Source organism: Sphingomonas sp. HT-1, assembly GCF_048568905.1.
Classification (GTDB): domain Bacteria; phylum Pseudomonadota; class Alphaproteobacteria; order Sphingomonadales; family Sphingomonadaceae; genus Sphingomonas.
This window is the reverse complement of sequence record NZ_CP183770.1, coordinates 1,988,444-2,002,885: the sequence shown is the minus strand read 5'-3', so window position 1 is coordinate 2,002,885 and position 14,442 is coordinate 1,988,444. Positions and strand designations below refer to the sequence as shown.

The 14,442-nt window shown below is 66.8% G+C and carries 14 protein-coding genes; 12 read left to right on the top strand and 2 right to left on the bottom strand.

Annotated elements, in window-relative coordinates; all coding sequences use genetic code 11:
* Nucleotides 1-61: 61 nt before the first annotated feature.
* The 10 genes from ACNFJ7_RS09215 to ACNFJ7_RS09170 all read left to right on the top strand — a co-directional run bounded on the left by ACNFJ7_RS09215 (nucleotide 62) and on the right by ACNFJ7_RS09170 (nucleotide 12,172).
* Nucleotides 62-385, top strand: a complete 324-nt coding sequence (locus tag ACNFJ7_RS09215; RefSeq protein WP_019369597.1) for a DUF1476 domain-containing protein — start codon at nucleotides 62-64, stop codon at nucleotides 383-385.
* 1 nt (nucleotide 386) lies between these two features.
* Complete coding sequence (locus ACNFJ7_RS09210; protein ID WP_019369596.1) at nucleotides 387-626, top strand: BolA family protein; 240 nt, start codon at nucleotides 387-389, stop codon at nucleotides 624-626.
* Between the two features lie 3 nt (nucleotides 627-629).
* Nucleotides 630-962, top strand: a complete 333-nt coding sequence (gene grxD, locus ACNFJ7_RS09205; protein WP_019369595.1) for a Grx4 family monothiol glutaredoxin — start codon at nucleotides 630-632, stop codon at nucleotides 960-962.
* 545 nt (nucleotides 963-1,507) lie between these two features.
* Nucleotides 1,508-1,876, top strand: coding sequence for a BlaI/MecI/CopY family transcriptional regulator (locus ACNFJ7_RS09200; RefSeq protein ID WP_019369594.1), 369 nt, complete (start codon nucleotides 1,508-1,510; stop codon nucleotides 1,874-1,876).
* Entirely contained in the window at nucleotides 1,873-3,543 is a 1,671-nt protein-coding gene (locus ACNFJ7_RS09195; RefSeq protein ID WP_419724210.1) for a M56 family metallopeptidase, read from the top strand. Before ACNFJ7_RS09200 ends, ACNFJ7_RS09195 begins: the two co-directional genes overlap by 4 nt.
* Before the next feature lie 117 nt (nucleotides 3,544-3,660).
* On the top strand, nucleotides 3,661-4,533 hold the full coding sequence (locus ACNFJ7_RS09190) for an MBL fold metallo-hydrolase (protein WP_019369998.1): 873 nt from the start codon (nucleotides 3,661-3,663) through the stop codon (nucleotides 4,531-4,533).
* A gap of 158 nt (nucleotides 4,534-4,691) precedes the next feature.
* The gene (locus ACNFJ7_RS09185; protein WP_236704558.1) at nucleotides 4,692-5,384 is read left to right on the top strand and encodes a hypothetical protein; all 693 of its coding nucleotides are present in this window, start codon (nucleotides 4,692-4,694) and stop codon (nucleotides 5,382-5,384) included.
* A gap of 57 nt (nucleotides 5,385-5,441) precedes the next feature.
* On the top strand, nucleotides 5,442-7,364 hold the full coding sequence (uvrC, locus tag ACNFJ7_RS09180) for an excinuclease ABC subunit UvrC (RefSeq protein WP_019370000.1): 1,923 nt from the start codon (nucleotides 5,442-5,444) through the stop codon (nucleotides 7,362-7,364).
* A 75-nt stretch (nucleotides 7,365-7,439) separates the two neighbouring features.
* The gene (locus tag ACNFJ7_RS09175; RefSeq protein WP_082664526.1) at nucleotides 7,440-10,262 is read left to right on the top strand and encodes a DUF3857 domain-containing transglutaminase family protein; all 2,823 of its coding nucleotides are present in this window, start codon (nucleotides 7,440-7,442) and stop codon (nucleotides 10,260-10,262) included.
* 527 nt (nucleotides 10,263-10,789) lie between these two features.
* The gene (locus ACNFJ7_RS09170) at nucleotides 10,790-12,172 is read left to right on the top strand and encodes a helix-turn-helix domain-containing protein (RefSeq protein WP_019370002.1); all 1,383 of its coding nucleotides are present in this window, start codon (nucleotides 10,790-10,792) and stop codon (nucleotides 12,170-12,172) included.
* Here the strand turns inward: ACNFJ7_RS09170 and ACNFJ7_RS09165 are convergent.
* The gene (locus tag ACNFJ7_RS09165) at nucleotides 12,169-12,657 is read right to left on the bottom strand and encodes an SMI1/KNR4 family protein (protein ID WP_019370003.1); all 489 of its coding nucleotides are present in this window, start codon (nucleotides 12,655-12,657) and stop codon (nucleotides 12,169-12,171) included. The genes ACNFJ7_RS09170 and ACNFJ7_RS09165 overlap by 4 nt on opposite strands.
* A gap of 265 nt (nucleotides 12,658-12,922) precedes the next feature.
* Nucleotides 12,923-13,369, bottom strand: coding sequence for a hypothetical protein (locus ACNFJ7_RS09160; protein ID WP_152997924.1), 447 nt, complete (start codon nucleotides 13,367-13,369; stop codon nucleotides 12,923-12,925).
* A gap of 172 nt (nucleotides 13,370-13,541) precedes the next feature.
* Between ACNFJ7_RS09160 and ACNFJ7_RS09155 the strand changes: the two genes are divergently transcribed.
* Nucleotides 13,542-13,880: an antitoxin Xre/MbcA/ParS toxin-binding domain-containing protein gene (locus ACNFJ7_RS09155; RefSeq protein ID WP_019370005.1), complete on the top strand. Its 339-nt coding sequence runs from the start codon at nucleotides 13,542-13,544 to the stop codon at nucleotides 13,878-13,880.
* A gap of 10 nt (nucleotides 13,881-13,890) precedes the next feature.
* Nucleotides 13,891-14,436, top strand: coding sequence for an RES family NAD+ phosphorylase (locus ACNFJ7_RS09150; protein WP_019370006.1), 546 nt, complete (start codon nucleotides 13,891-13,893; stop codon nucleotides 14,434-14,436).
* The last annotated feature ends 6 nt before the right edge of the window (nucleotides 14,437-14,442 follow it).

Sequence of the window (14,442 nt, the reverse complement as noted above, 5' to 3'; positions counted from 1 at the left end):
CCCGTTGCCAGCGCCGCCCCGTCCCCCTATCTCGGACACGAGTTTAGGTAAGGGGCATGTAATGAGCACTTTCGACGATCGCGAACGCGCGTTCGAGGCGAAGTATGTTCGCGACGAGGATATGGCGTTCCGCATCACCGCGCGCCGCAACAAGCTGCTCGGCCAGTGGGCCGCCGCCAAGATGGGCCTGACCGCCGAAGAGACCGACGCCTATGCCAAGGCCGTCGTGCAGGCCGATTTCGAGGAAGCCGGCGACGAGGACGTGATCCGCAAGCTGGTGGGCGACATGCTGGCTGCCGGTGCCGAGATCGACGAGGCCACCGTGCGCCGCGCGATCGAGGAGCAGACCGTCGAGGCGCGTCGCCAGCTGATGGAATCCAAGTAACATGCCGATGGCCGCTGCCGAGATCGAGGCGCTGATCCGCGCCGGCATCCCCGATGCCAGAATCGAGATCACCGATCTGGCCGGCGATGGCGACCACTATGCAGCGCGCGTCGTCGCCCCCATGTTCCGGGGCATGCCGCGCGTGCGGCAGCATCAGGCAGTATATGCTGCGCTGGGCGGGCGGATGGGCGGCGTGCTGCACGCGCTCCAACTGACCACCGAAGCGCCAGCCGAGGAGTAAGCAATGACGGACGATACCCAGGCCCGCATCCAGCAGCTGGTCGACAACAACGACGTGCTGCTGTTCATGAAGGGCAGCCCGCTGTTCCCGCAGTGCGGTTTCTCCAGCCGCGCGATCGCAATCCTCAACCATCTCGGCGTCGAGTTCGAGAGCGTCGACGTGCTGCAGGACCAGGGCATCCGCCAGGGCATCAAGACCTTTTCCGACTGGCCGACCATTCCCCAGCTCTATGTGAAGGGCGAGTTCGTCGGCGGTTCGGACATCATGATGGAAATGTACGAAAGCGGCGAGCTGACCCAGCTGATGGCCGATAAGGGCGTCGCGGCTTCGGCCTGAGGCGCGACCTTCGTACGAGAATAGGGAAGGGCTCTCGCCGGCGGCGGGGGCCCTTTTCGTTTGGGGAGGCTCTCCACAACATGGTCGTCATTCCCGCGAAGGCGGGAATCCATTTGCCGGGACGATGCCGAAAGAGCCGCGAGCCTCCGACAATGGATCCCCGCCTTCGCGGGGATGACGATGGGATGCGGGGAGCGCCGTCGGGCATTGATGAGGATGGCCAGTGTGGGCGGAGGGGCTACCCGGTCCCGGTGCGGGCGGGTCGATGGCCATGCCGGTAAACCATCGACCCGCCCGGAAGCGTCTTTGGGGGGCGCTGGAGCATTTTTGGGGAATGCTCCGGGTGCCCTCCATTTTGCAGGTTGCGTGCCAGTTTCCACAATGCACGGCGTTCCGCAGGGCTGATGGTGAAGCGCCGTCAACTGCGCCACGAGACTGTAGATTTCCCCGACGGTTTGCCGGTCCGATATCCGGTTCATCCCATATTCAGCGCATTGACTACAGACGTAATCGGAGCGATTACAGGTGTAGTCAGTGAGGGTGTCATGACCGAGCGAATCAGTGAAGCCGAACATGCGGTGATGGAGGTTCTGTGGGAGGAATCGCCGCTTACCGCACAGGAAGTGACCGAGCGGGTGCCCGCCGATCGCGGCTGGAGCGCCAACACGGTCAAGACGCTGCTCGGGCGACTGCTCGCAAAGAACGTGATCGGGCACGAGGAGGACGGGCGGCGCTATCGCTACCGCCCGCTCGTCGCGCGGGGCGATTATGTGGTAGGGGAGTCGCGCAAACTGATCGACCGGCTGTTCGGCGGCCGGTTGACGCCGCTGGTGGCCCATCTCGCCGAGCGCGACGGCATCACCGATCAAGACATCGCCGAAATCGAGGCCCTGTTGAAGGAGCTGAAGCAATGATCGGCTGGTGGATCGAAACGCTGCTGGCGAGCACGCTGCTGATGCTGCTCGTGCTGGTCCTGCGGGCGCCGGTGCGCAAGGCATTCGGCCTCCAAATCGCGTATGCCCTGTGGGTGCTGCCCGCGGTACGGATGCTGCTGCCGCCATTGCCGGGGCAATGGCAACTCAGCCAGTGGCTCGCGCCGCTGACCCGCTCGGCAGAGGAAGGCCCGGGCGTGGTGATGGGGGTCATGAATCCCGCCGTGCTGCCGTCGACGATCGATCAGGGCGCGGTGCTGGAGATCGACCTGAGCGCGGCGGGCCAGCATGTGCCGGCCGCGTTGGTCGCGCCGACCCAGGCACCGGGCGGGCCGAGCATCGTCCTGCTGCTCCTGGGACTGTGGGCGATCGGCGCGTTGCTGTTCGTCACCTATCACCTGATCGCGCATCGCCGCTTCTGCCGACACCTGCTGTCGCGGGCACGGGTGGACCGTACCGTCGCGCAGGGGCGAGTGCGCGTGATCGAGACCGATGCCGCGCATGGGCCGCTCGCCTTCGGCATCTTCCGCAAGTACGTCGCGTTTCCGCGCGACTTTTCCGAGCGCTATGACGAGGTCGAACGCGATCTCGCGCTTGCGCACGAGCTTGGCCACCATCTGCGCGGCGATCTGATAGCCAACTGGGCCGCGCTGATCGTGCTGGCCGCCCATTGGTTCAATCCGGTCGCATGGCGGGCGTTCCGCGCCTTTCGTGCCGACCAGGAAATGGCCTGCGATGCACTGGTGCTCGCCGGCCGCGCCCAGGCACTGCGCCATGCCTATGGCCGTGCGATCGTCAAGTCCGCGCATGGGGGCGCGGTCTCGGCGGCTTGTCACCTCCACACCATAAACGACGTCAAAGGGAGATTACGCATGCTCTCGATCCACCGGAAGCTTTCCCCCACCCGCATCGGCGCGGGGCTGGCCGGGATCACCACCGTTTCCCTAGCCGCGCTGGCGCTCACCGCTTCGGGCACCCAGGCCGCCGAGCGCATCCGCGACACGGTGGACGCGGCGATGGCGGCGCAGGATGTGCCGGTACCGCCGGTGCCGCCGGTCGCACCCGCCGCGCCGGCTGCTCCCGCGACGCCAGCTGTACCGGCGGCCCCGGCACCGCGCGGCGCGCCGGCCGCGCCCGATGCGCCGGCGGCCCCAGCCGGGCCGGCAATGCCCGCCCCGCCCGCGCCACCCGCCCCTCCGGCGGCAGAGGGGCATCGCCAGGTCTATCGCATCAGCGAGACCAGGGACGGCAAGCAGATCAAGAAGATCATCTATGTTCAGCGCGACGGCCAGCGGCGGGAAGTCAACCTTCCCGACATGGCAGAGCTGCGGATGCGCATCCCCGAGATCCGCGACGGCAAGTGCGGCAAGGGCGATGGCTCCACCGTCGAGCACCGCACCGAAGGCACCAAGAAAGTCACCATCATCTGCAGCGACCGCATCGCTTCCATGACGGTGCATGCGCAGAAAATGGCATCGCTGAACAAGGATATGGCGATGCACAGCGCGCTGATGAGCCTGCAGCATGCCCGCCGCACCATCGAAGCGCAGCAGAATCTGAGCGATGCGCAACGGGCCGAGGCGCTGTCGGAGATCGACCAGGCGCTCGCCGAACTGCGGGACAACGCCAAGGACAGCAGCGACGACTGACACGCGTAGCGCGTCGCCGCATTTTTGCCCCGCGGCGACGTTCTCGGCGGGGCCGGCCCACCTCCTTCGGGGCCGGTCCCGCTCCGATTGCCTTGCCCTTCGGCGTGGAATGCCCAAATGCGGGGCATGACCGAAACCGCGCCCACCGGCCTCGCGATCGCGCTCGAACCGCTGGTGACGCGGGTGCTCGCCGGCAATCCCTCGCCCTATACCAGCACCGGCACCCAGACCTATCTGGTCGGCACCGCCGATGTGGCGGTGATCGATCCCGGCCCCGACGATGCCGACCATCTCTCCGCGCTGCTGGCGGCGGTGGACGGGCGGCCGGTGCGGGCGATCCTGTGCACCCACACGCACCGTGATCACAGCCCGGCCGCGCCTGCGCTGAAGGCCGCGACGGGGGCGCCGATCATCGGATGCGCGCCCCTGGCGCTGGACGATGGCGGGCCGCGCGCCGATGCCGCGTTCGACACCGGCTATGCGCCCGACCGCGTGCTGGCCGATGGCGAGCAGCTGTCCGGCAAGGGCTGGACGCTGACCGCGGTGGCGACGCCGGGGCATACATCGAACCATCTCTGTTTCGCGCTGGAGGAAAGCGGCGCGCTGTTCACCGGCGATCATGTGATGGGCTGGTCGACGACGGTGGTCGCGCCGCCGGACGGCAACATGGCCGCCTATATGGCCAGCCTGGATCGGCTGATGGGGCGTGCGCAGGACCGCGTTTACTATCCGGCGCATGGCGATCCAATCGAGAACCCGCACCGTTTCGTACGCGGCCTTGCCGGACATCGCAGGCAGCGCGAGGGCCAGATCCTTCGGCTGCTGGCGCAGGGGATCGGCGATGTGCCGGACATGGTGGAGCGGATGTATGTCGGCCTGGATCCGCGGCTCCACGGCGCGGCGGGCCGTTCGGTGCTTGCGCACCTGCTCGATCTGGAAACGCGCGGGCGCGTCGTCTCGATCGGAGATGTCTGGGGCCTTGCGGCGTAGCGGCGCAAGATCGCCTCGCCGAAACCGGTAGTCCTTTTCTTAAAATCGAGCTAGACTGACGCCATCAACTTCCCGGGGGGGATGAGATGGGCACGATTGCACAAAGCGCGCCGCGGTTTGTCGGCGAAGCACGTCAGGCGTTTGTTCTTGCCGTCGCGATGACGGCGACGATTGTCTTGGGATTCAGTGCGGCGATCGCGATGGGCTTTTCCAGCTTCAGCGCGCCACCGATCGTGCATCTTCATGCGATCGTTTTCATGGGGTGGGTGGCGTTTTACCTTCTTCAATCGTCCACCGCCTTGCTGGGATCGAACGGACTGCATCGGCGGCTGGGCTGGATCGCGCCGTTCTGGCTCGTGTCGATGATCGTGCTGGGTACCGCCGTCACCGTGCGAATGGTGCGGGCGGGGCGAGTGCCGCCGATGTTCCAGCCGCAGCATTTCCTGGCCTTCGATCCGATGGCGATCCTGGGTTCGGCGCTGCTGGTGCTGCTGGCGGTGCGCAACCGCAAGCGCACCGATTGGCACTGGCGGCTGCAGACCTGCGGCATGGCGTTGCTGACCGGACCGGGCTGGGGGCGGCTGATCGGCATCCCACCGCTGATTCCGTGGGCCTATCACGTGGTGTTCGCGGCGACGCTGCTCTTCCCGCTGGCGGGTGCGATCTGGGACGCGCGGCGCAGCGGGCGGGTGCATCCTGCCTGGCTGCTCGGCGTGGGTGTGATGCTGGGCGTGGAGCTGGTGATCGATTGCGTCACCTGGTCGCCGATCGGCTCTGCCTTGTATGCGGCGGCGACGGCGGGCTCGCCAGGTGCCAGCGTGGCGCCGCTCGCCTTTCCGCCGCTGGGCTGAGCCGCATCGCATCGGCTTGGTTGGCAAGCCGGGGGCTGCGCGCCTACATCGGCGGGGATGAACGATCCCCAGTCTCCCGAGCGGTTCAACGAGGAAAAGGCGACGTACGCGGTGCGCGGCGCCGAGGCACCCGACATCGAGGCGGGTGTCGCCGCGATCCGTAACGTGCTGAGCACGCTGCCCATTCGTCCGGGGGTCTATCGCATGCAGGATGCGCGCGGCGACGTGCTCTATGTCGGCAAGGCCCGCGCGCTGAAGAACCGAGTGACTAATTATACGCAGGTCAACCGGCTGTCGAAGCGGCTGCAGCGCATGGTGGCGCAAACGCGATCGATGACGATCGTCACAACCAACAACGAGGCCGAGGCGCTGCTGCTCGAGGCGCAGTTGATCAAGCGCTACCGGCCACCCTACAACGTCCTCCTGCGCGACGATAAATCGTTCCCGTTCATCCTGCTGCGGCAGGATCACGACTTTGCGCGCGTCCAGCTCCATCGCGGTGCGCGACGGTTCAAAGGTGACTATTTCGGGCCGTTCGCCGGCGCCGGCCAGGTGCGCAAGACGCTGAACGCGCTGCAGAAGCTGTTCCTGCTGCGCAGCTGCACCGACGGCTTTTTCGCCAGCCGCGACCGGCCGTGCCTGCTCTACCAGATCCGCCGCTGCTCGGCGCCCTGCGTCGGCCGGATCGACGAGGCGGGCTATGCCGAACTCGTCAGCGACGCGCGCGACTTCCTGCAGGGCAAGTCGACCAAGGTTCAGGCTAAGCTGGGCGAGCAGATGCAGGCGGCGGCAGAGAATCTCGACTTCGAACTGGCGGCGATCCTGCGCGATCGGCTGAAGGCGCTCACCTTCATTCAGGGCAGCCAGGCGATCAACGCCGAGGGTGTGGGAGATGCCGACATCTTCGCGCTGGCGTGTAAGTCCGGGGTGATCGGCATCGAAGCGTTCTTCATCCGCGGCGGCCAGAATTGGGGCCATCGCAGCTTTTTCCCGACGCATACCCAAGAGGTGCCCGAGGACGAGGTGCTCGCCGCCTTCCTGATGCAGTTCTACGAGGAAGTGCCCCCCGCACGGAACGTCTTCGTCGACCGCGACCTGCCCGAGGCCGAACTGCTGGCCGAGGCGATGGGCGAGCGCGCCGGGCACAAGGTCGCGCTTTCCATGCCCCAGCGCGGTGCACGGCGGCGGCTGCTCGACCAGGCCAAGCGCAATGCCGAGGAAGCGTTGGACCGCCGGTTGGCCGAAAGCACGACCCAGGCGCGGCTGCTCCGCGAAATGGCCGACCTGTTCGACCTGCCCGAGCCGCCCAACCGCATCGAGGTCTACGACAACAGCCATATCCAAGGCACCAATGCGGTGGGCGCGATGATCGTCGCGGGGCCCGAGGGCTTCCGCAAGAGCCAGTATCGCAAGTTCAACATCAAGCGCCCCGAGACGATCGCCGGCGACGATTACGGGATGATGCGCGAGGTGCTCAGCCGCCGCTTCGCCCGCGCGCAGGATGAGGACCCCGATCGCAGCCAGGGCGACTGGCCGGACCTGGTGCTGCTCGACGGCGGCCGCGGCCAGCTCAATGCCGCCAAGGCGGTGCTCGAGGATTTGGGCATCGAGGATGTCTGCATGGTAGGCGTCGCCAAGGGGCCGCACCATGGCCGCGACGGGCGCGAGGTGTTTCACCTGATGGACGGCAGCGAGCGGATGCTGCCGGTCAACGCGCCGCTCTTGTTCTACCTCCAGCGGCTGCGCGACGAGGTCCACCGCTTCGTCATCGGCGCGCATCGCGACAAGCGCGCGAAGGCGATCGGCGCGAGCCCGCTCGACGAAGTGCCCGGCATCGGCCCGGCGCGGAAGAAGGCGCTGCTGATGCATTTCGGCACGGCGCGGGCGGTGCGCAACGCGAGCCTGGTGGATCTGCAGAAGGCGCCTGGTGTATCCGCTGCGGTGGCGCAGCAGGTGTACGACTTCTACCACTCGCGCTAGCCCGGCCGCCGTTGAATTTCGATTGAGCCGGCGTAACGACTTGCTACTCTTGCGGCGGAGTTGTGGGGGAATTGCATGTTGCGGCGTTGTGCGTGGGTGGTTGCCGGGGTTGTTGCAGCGGGAGAGGCGCAGGCGGGGGACAAGGTTCTGTACCAGGCGGCGCCCGCATGGGTGGCGCCCGCGCCGGCCATCGACGCCGCGAAGCTGGGCGACAATGCGCCGGTGATGCAGGTGTTCGACCAGCAGCATCGGCTGGAGGGCGGCCAGGTCTGGACCTATCTGGAAACCGCCATGCGCATGGCGTCGCCGCAGATGCTGACCCAGGCCGGCACGCTGCCGCTGCAGTGGGATCCCAGCAAGGGTGACCTGATCATCCACAAGATGCAGATCCTTCGCGGCGGCGAGCGGATCGACCTGCTGACCAAGGGCGCGCGCTTCACGGTGCTGCAGCGGGAACAGAAGCTGGAGCAGTTCGCACTCGACGGCACGCTGACCGCGACGGTGGCGCTGGAGGGACTGCGCGTCGGCGACGTGGTGGACGTGGCGTTTTCGATCACCCGCAAGGATCCGACGCTGGCAGGGCAGATGGTGACCATCGCCCAGCTCCTGCCGCCGCCGGCCAAGCTGGGGTTCGGCCGGACACGGCTGCTGTGGAAGGACGACGTGCCGCTGCAGTGGCGCAGCTACGCCGCCGGCGCGGTGGCGAGCGGCGCGGGGGCGGCCCCCGTTGCGCCGACGACCCTGCCCGGCGGGTACCGCGAGCTCGTCTTCGCGCTGCCGACCGCCAAGCCGCCCGAAGTGCCCGAGGACGCGCCGCCGCGGTTCAAGCCGATGCCGCTGCTGGAAGCGAGCACCTATGCCGATTGGGCAGCGGTGTCCAAGGGCATGGCTCGCTATTACGTCACCGAGGGCGCGATCGCCCCCGGCAGCCCGCTGGCCGGCGAAGTCGCCCGGATCGTCGCGGCGAGCGGCGATGCCCGGGTGCGAGCAGCGATGGCGCTGCAGCTGGTGCAGGACCAGGTGCGCTACCTGTTCCGCGGCATGGACACCGGCAACTACGTGCCGCAGAAGCCGGCGGACACCTGGTCGCTGCGCTATGGCGACTGCAAGGCCAAGACGCTGCTGCTGCTCGCCATGCTGCGCCAGATGGGCATCCAGGCCGAGCCGGCGGTGGTGAGCGTGCAGATGAGCGACCTGGTCCAGGCACGCCTGCCTTCGCCGGCGGCGTTCGACCATGTCATCGTCCGCGCCACCATCGACGGCAAGACGCTGTGGCTGGACGGCACCCAGGGCGGCAGCCGGCTGGCCGACCTGGACGACGTGCCGCCCTTCGTCACCGCCCTGCCGCTGCGGCCAGAGGGGGCGACGCTGGAGCCGATGGCGCTCCGCCCGCCGGCACGCCCGGCACAGGACATCGCCGTCACGCTGGACAACACGGCCGGCATCGACTTCCCGGCCCGCTTTACCTTCCGCGCCACCTATTCGGGCAGCCTGGCCGAGCAGCTGCGCGGCGTGCGCGGGCAGATCGACGGCGAGAAGCTGAAGGAGCTCGTCACCCCGCAGATCAACAGCGTGCTCGGCGCCAACAGCAGCTTCGACCGGGCGCTGGAGGAGGACGCCAAGGCCGGCACGGTGACGATCACCGCCAGCGGCATCACCTATCCCGACTGGGGCCTGGACCGCGGCCGCCAGCGCCTGCCGCTCGACTGGACCAGCACCAACCTCGACTTCTCCCCCAACCGCGCCCGGGCGGCATGGAAGGCGATCCCCGTCGCCCGCGGCGGCTTCGCCGACGTGCGGGTGGTGAAGCGCATCCGCCTGCCCGACAACGGCAAGGGCTATGCCGTCGAGGGCCTGCAGACGCTGCCCGCCACGCTCGCCAACCTCCGCCTCGGCCGCAGCGCCGCGCTGGCCGACGGCGTGCTGACGCTCGACGATCGCCGCACCGCCGGGGTGGACGAAGTGCCCGCCGACCGGATCGCCGCCGTCCGCGCCGAAGTGGCGCGGGTGAAGGCCAACCCGCTCAAGCTCGTCGCGCCGCCCGACCAGCCGCCGCGCTGGCAGGCGGTGCAGGCCGCCCGCGCCGCCAACCGGCTGGCGCCGATCCTGGCCGATTACGCCAAGGCCATCGCCGCCGACCCCGACGATGCCGATTCCTACACCAACCGCGCCTGGTTCCTGGAGCGGATCTACGACTATGCCGGCGCGCTCGCCGATCTGGACAAGGCGATCGAACTGGCGCCCTCCGCCGATCTGCTCGCCCGCCGCGCCGGCGCCTTCCGCCGGCTGGGCCAGGACGACAAGGCGCTCGCCGATGCTGACGCCGCGCTGGCGCTGGACCCCAACCAGTCCCAGGCCATCGCCCTGGTCGCCAAGCTGAAGGCCCGGCAAGGCGCGCTGGACGAGGGCCGCGCGCTGATCGACGAGCGGATCGCCCAGGGCGGCGACGAAAAGCCCGGCTGGCAGACGACGCTGGCCGACCTGCTGGACGACAGCGGCAAGGTCGACGCGGCGCTGGCCGTGCTCGACGAAGCCATCGTCGCCGCGCCCGGCAACGCGGAACTGCTCAACGAGCGCTGCTGGATCCGCGGCACCCGCAACGTCGCGCTGGAAGCGGCGCTGAAGGATTGCACCAAGGGCATCGAACTGACCCAGGACAATGCCGGCATCCTGGACAGCCGGGCCATGGTGTATTTCCGCATGAACCGCTTCGCCGACGCGCTGACCGACCTGGACGCCGCGCTGCTCGCCAGCCCCGAACAGTCGAGCAGCCTGTATCTGCGCGGCGTGATCGGCAAGCGGATGAAATCCGCCACCGCCGACCTGTATCTTTCCGCCGCGCGCACCATCGATCCGCTGATCGCCGATCAGTTCAACCGCTACGGCATCAAGCCCTAAACGACACGACCAACGACCAAGCCGATGTCGCTACCTGTCCCCCCGGCCGCGCACCGGGGCGACGCCTTGCGTGCCCACCCTCCCGGAGCAGCGACGCCGCGGCCCGAGGCCGGGAGCGAATCGCGTTTAGCGGCGCTGGAGCGTCGCGGATGGTTGTGAAGTCGTGGACAATATCGCCGGAATTGTGCTGCCAAGTTTAGGAAGTTTAGGTCCGCGACGGTTTTTCGCGGCTTTGTGCGGGGGGATTGCCGGTTCTGTTGCGCCTCCTGTGTGTGGTCGTGTAAAGTTGTTTACAAATGCTGCTTCCAACGCCAGAAGTGGAACATAGCAGGAACAAGCGCTGTAGGAAAGCGGGGGAATGCTCCCCGGAAGGGGGAGGGGGCCGCGCCGCGCCAGCGGCAGTGCGGGCGTGGGTTGGATCGGGACCACCGCGCCTGCGGCACGGCCCCTCCACCACTCGCTGCGCGAATGGTCCCCCTCCCCCAGCGAAGCTGGGGGAGGAATGTAGAAGGAGCGCGACATACGCCATGGCCGAACGCAAACTCTTTGCAGGGCACGCCATCCGGCGGCTGCGCTTCCAGCTGGGGGTGAGCCAGGCGGCGATGGCGGGGGCGCTGGAGATTTCGCCCAGCTATCTCAACCTGGTCGAGCGCAACCAGCGGCCGATCTCCGCCGCGCTGATGCTCAAGCTGGCCGAGACCTATGACTTCGATCCCCGCCGCCTCGCCGCGGCCGAGCCCGGCGGCGGCGCCGAGGCGCTGCGGCGGCGGCTGGCCGACCCGCTGTTCGCCGATCTCGCCATCGATCGCCACCAGCTCGAGGAATGGCTGGCCGGCGCGCCCGACGGCGCCGAGGCCTTTGCCCGCGCCTATGACCGGATGGGCGGCGGCAGCGCCATGCCCGCCCCCGGCGCCGCGCAGGATCCCGGCCCCCAGGTCCGCCGCGCGATCGAGCGCTGGCGCAACCATTTCGCCGATCTCGACGCCGCCGGCGAGGCGCTGGCCGACGAACTGCGCATGGCCGGCGAGCCATACGGCGCGATGGCCGAGCGGCTGCGGGTGAAACATCAACTGGCGGTGCGCATCCTGCCCGCCGAGGTGATGGTCGATACGCTCAAGCGGCTCGACCTCCATGCGCGCCAATTGCAGCTATCCGAGGCGCTCGATCCAAGTGCCCGCGCCTTTGCGCTGGCCGAGCAGCTGGCGGTGGAGGCGCGCGACGAGATCGAGGCGCTGGTCCGCGGCGCCGAGCTCGACCGGGTGGCCGCGCGGCTGTTCCGCCGCCACCTCACCGCCTATTTCGCCGCCGCGGTGACGATGCCCTATGCCCGCTTCCTGCGCGCGTGCGAGGCGAGCGGCTATGACCTGGAGCTGCTCCAGCGGCGCTTCGGCGCGAGCGCCGCGCAGGTGGCGCACCGGCTGACGACGCTGCAGCGGGTGGGCGCGCGGGGCCTGAGCTTCTTCCTGATGCGGTTCGATCGCGCGGGGCAGGTCTCGAAACGCTATGCCGGCGCCAGCGGATCGGCGCTGGTCGAGGCGGCGGTGCCGTGCCCCTTGTGGAACGCCTATGACGCCTTTGCGCGGACCGACGAGACGGCGGTGCAGCTCGTCGAGCTGGAGGACGGCGCGCGCGCCTTCACCATCGCGCGCTGCGTGCATCCGCATGGCGGCGCTCCCGGCGGGGTGCGCCCGCGCTTCGTGATCGCGCTGGGCCTGCCGGCGGCGGAGGCGGGCACGCTGGCGGCGGCGCGCGGGGTGGACCTGGCCGGCCGCGCCGCGCCGATCGGTCTGGGGTGCCGGGCGTGTACGCGGCTGGCCTGCCCGCAGCGATCGGCGGCGCCTGCCGGGCGGGCAGCGGCGGGGAACGAGCGGGAGCGCGGGGTTACGGCATTTGGGTTTGCGGGGGATTAATTGTCGCTATCCTCTCGTAGAATCGACATGAAGCTGTCGAAATCGTGTGCAAGTCTGATGGTTGTTCTCTCCCAGATGCCCGGGGAAATGTCGCGAAAGTCATCGTGATACATGAGCCCGACAGGCGGGTTCGTACTGGATTTGTCTGGCCGGTAATCGAAGAATACGGAGTCACCATTGCCGCAATAGCCAAATATGATGATGTCGTCGGGCGTGGCTTCATCGGGAGGCTGATAGTAAGCGATGGTTTTTGACCCTGGGTAAGTTTGTGAATCGAAGCCATAAAAGGATATGTCGAGGTCGTTCGGTTTCCCATTCGCCTCCACAAAATCAAAAATATTTTTATGCGGTTGAAGCCAGTTATATCGGGCAATGAGGCTTTTATAGCTTTCTGGGAGGCATATTCCGAATTGACGCTCGAATGCGTCCAATGACGACCGTGGGACGGCGCCGTGGCTCCTGAAAACGTCGTTGTCGGTGATCATGATCCGCTCCCCGTGATGCTGCCCTTGACAGTTTTGTCAGACAGATCCTTAAAATCGTGTAGCGTTCGGTCCGCGCCAACATCGCTGCCCGAGGCTGCGGCGGCCCCGACCGGACGCGCGGCGGCGGGGAGCGAGTGGGAGCGCAGGGTGACCGTGTTTGGGTTCGCGGGGGGATTGAGGGGAGGTATGGCGTCTGATTCCTCGGTTAGCTGGACCATCAACAAGGATGTGCGACGCAGATGGGATCAAGGCTGATGCAGGTTGCCTATCTATTCTCCTCGCCGACTATCAACTCTTTGTAGAGTGGTAGGCATGTGAACCCTGTTAAGCCGTTCAAGGATCTGGTTATGGCAATGAAGTCCACGATCTGAGCGGCGACGACACTATCCTTCATTAAAAATAGATCGTCTCGAATGATGTCATTTTCAGCTACATCCGCGCGATTTCTGATTCTTTCATGACCATATTTTACTTCGAATTTTTCGAGTGAAGTGTACAGCGTGTACGATTTTATTGGGTGGGGCTGGTGCATCTTCCGTTGATGCTCAACTTCGGAACGTGCGCGATATTCCTGCCACAGCGCTTTATCGTGAACGATGACCTTCATATTGTTTTTGCAGGCAATCTGATGTTCTTCAGCTAAATTTCTGATTGGCGACGATCCATGCGCCAGCAAGGTTATCAGTAATATGGGGGATGCCACCTTACTCATATTGCGAGATCATGCTTGAAGGTTCTTTGGGGCATCGACGATTTTCCGGGATTGAGTGGTAGCTTTCCCACTTTCGAAGGGTCGCGCTCAAGGCTTCACGTGGCGCATTTGGATTTCACACATTGACTCCCATGAAATCAAAATGCACACTTCCCCGCAGGAGTCCAAACCCATGTCCACTGCCGTTGCGCGCATTCTCGGGGATCTGAAGACCTATGGCGGTCTGCAGGGGAAGGACATTGCCAATATCGTCGATGTCTCCACCGCCACCGTTTCGCGCTGGCTGCGCGGGGGTGGGACGCCGGGGCTGCATACCCAGACGGTGATTGCCGACCTTCGCTATGTCGTGGATCGGCTGTCGGACTTTTATTCGGCCGAGGAAGCGCGGCTGTGGTTGCATGCGCGACATCCGCTGCTCGGCAATGCGCGCGCGATCGACCTGATCAACGCCGATCGTACCGAGGAGGTGCTGGCGGTGATCGAACGGCTCGACGCCGGCGCGTTCCTGTAAGGACTGCCGCATGACCGAGCGCGTGGCGCGCGATCTGGCGTTGCTTGATCTGCTGGATGCGCATGACGGCGTCGCGTTCGAGGGTGAGGTGTGGCGGATCGTGCGAGCGGAGCGCGATGTGTTGCAAGGCTATGCCGCCGGCGCGCGCTGGGATCCGGGGACGTTCGATGTGCTCTATGCATCGCTGGCGCGTGACGGCGCGCTGGCGGAGATTCATTTCCATCTGAGCCGGCAGCCGGTGTTTCCCTCCAAGATGCGATCGGTGTTGCACCGGGTGGCGGTGCAGACGCAGCGGACCTTGCGGATCGCCGATCTGGCGGCGCTGGAGGCGCTGGGGATCTCGCGCGAGAGTTATCCGACGTTGTCCTATGCGCGGTGTCAGGAGATTGGCGACGCGGCGCAGTTTTTGGGCTTTGACGGGATATTGGCGCCGAGTGCGCGGTGGGACTGCCACAATTTGGTGCTGTTTTCGGACCGGATTGCGGCGGATGCGTTGCGGGTGGTGGACAGCGAGGCGCTGGATTGGGGGGCTTGGCGGGAGCGGGTTCGACGGTAGGGGGGG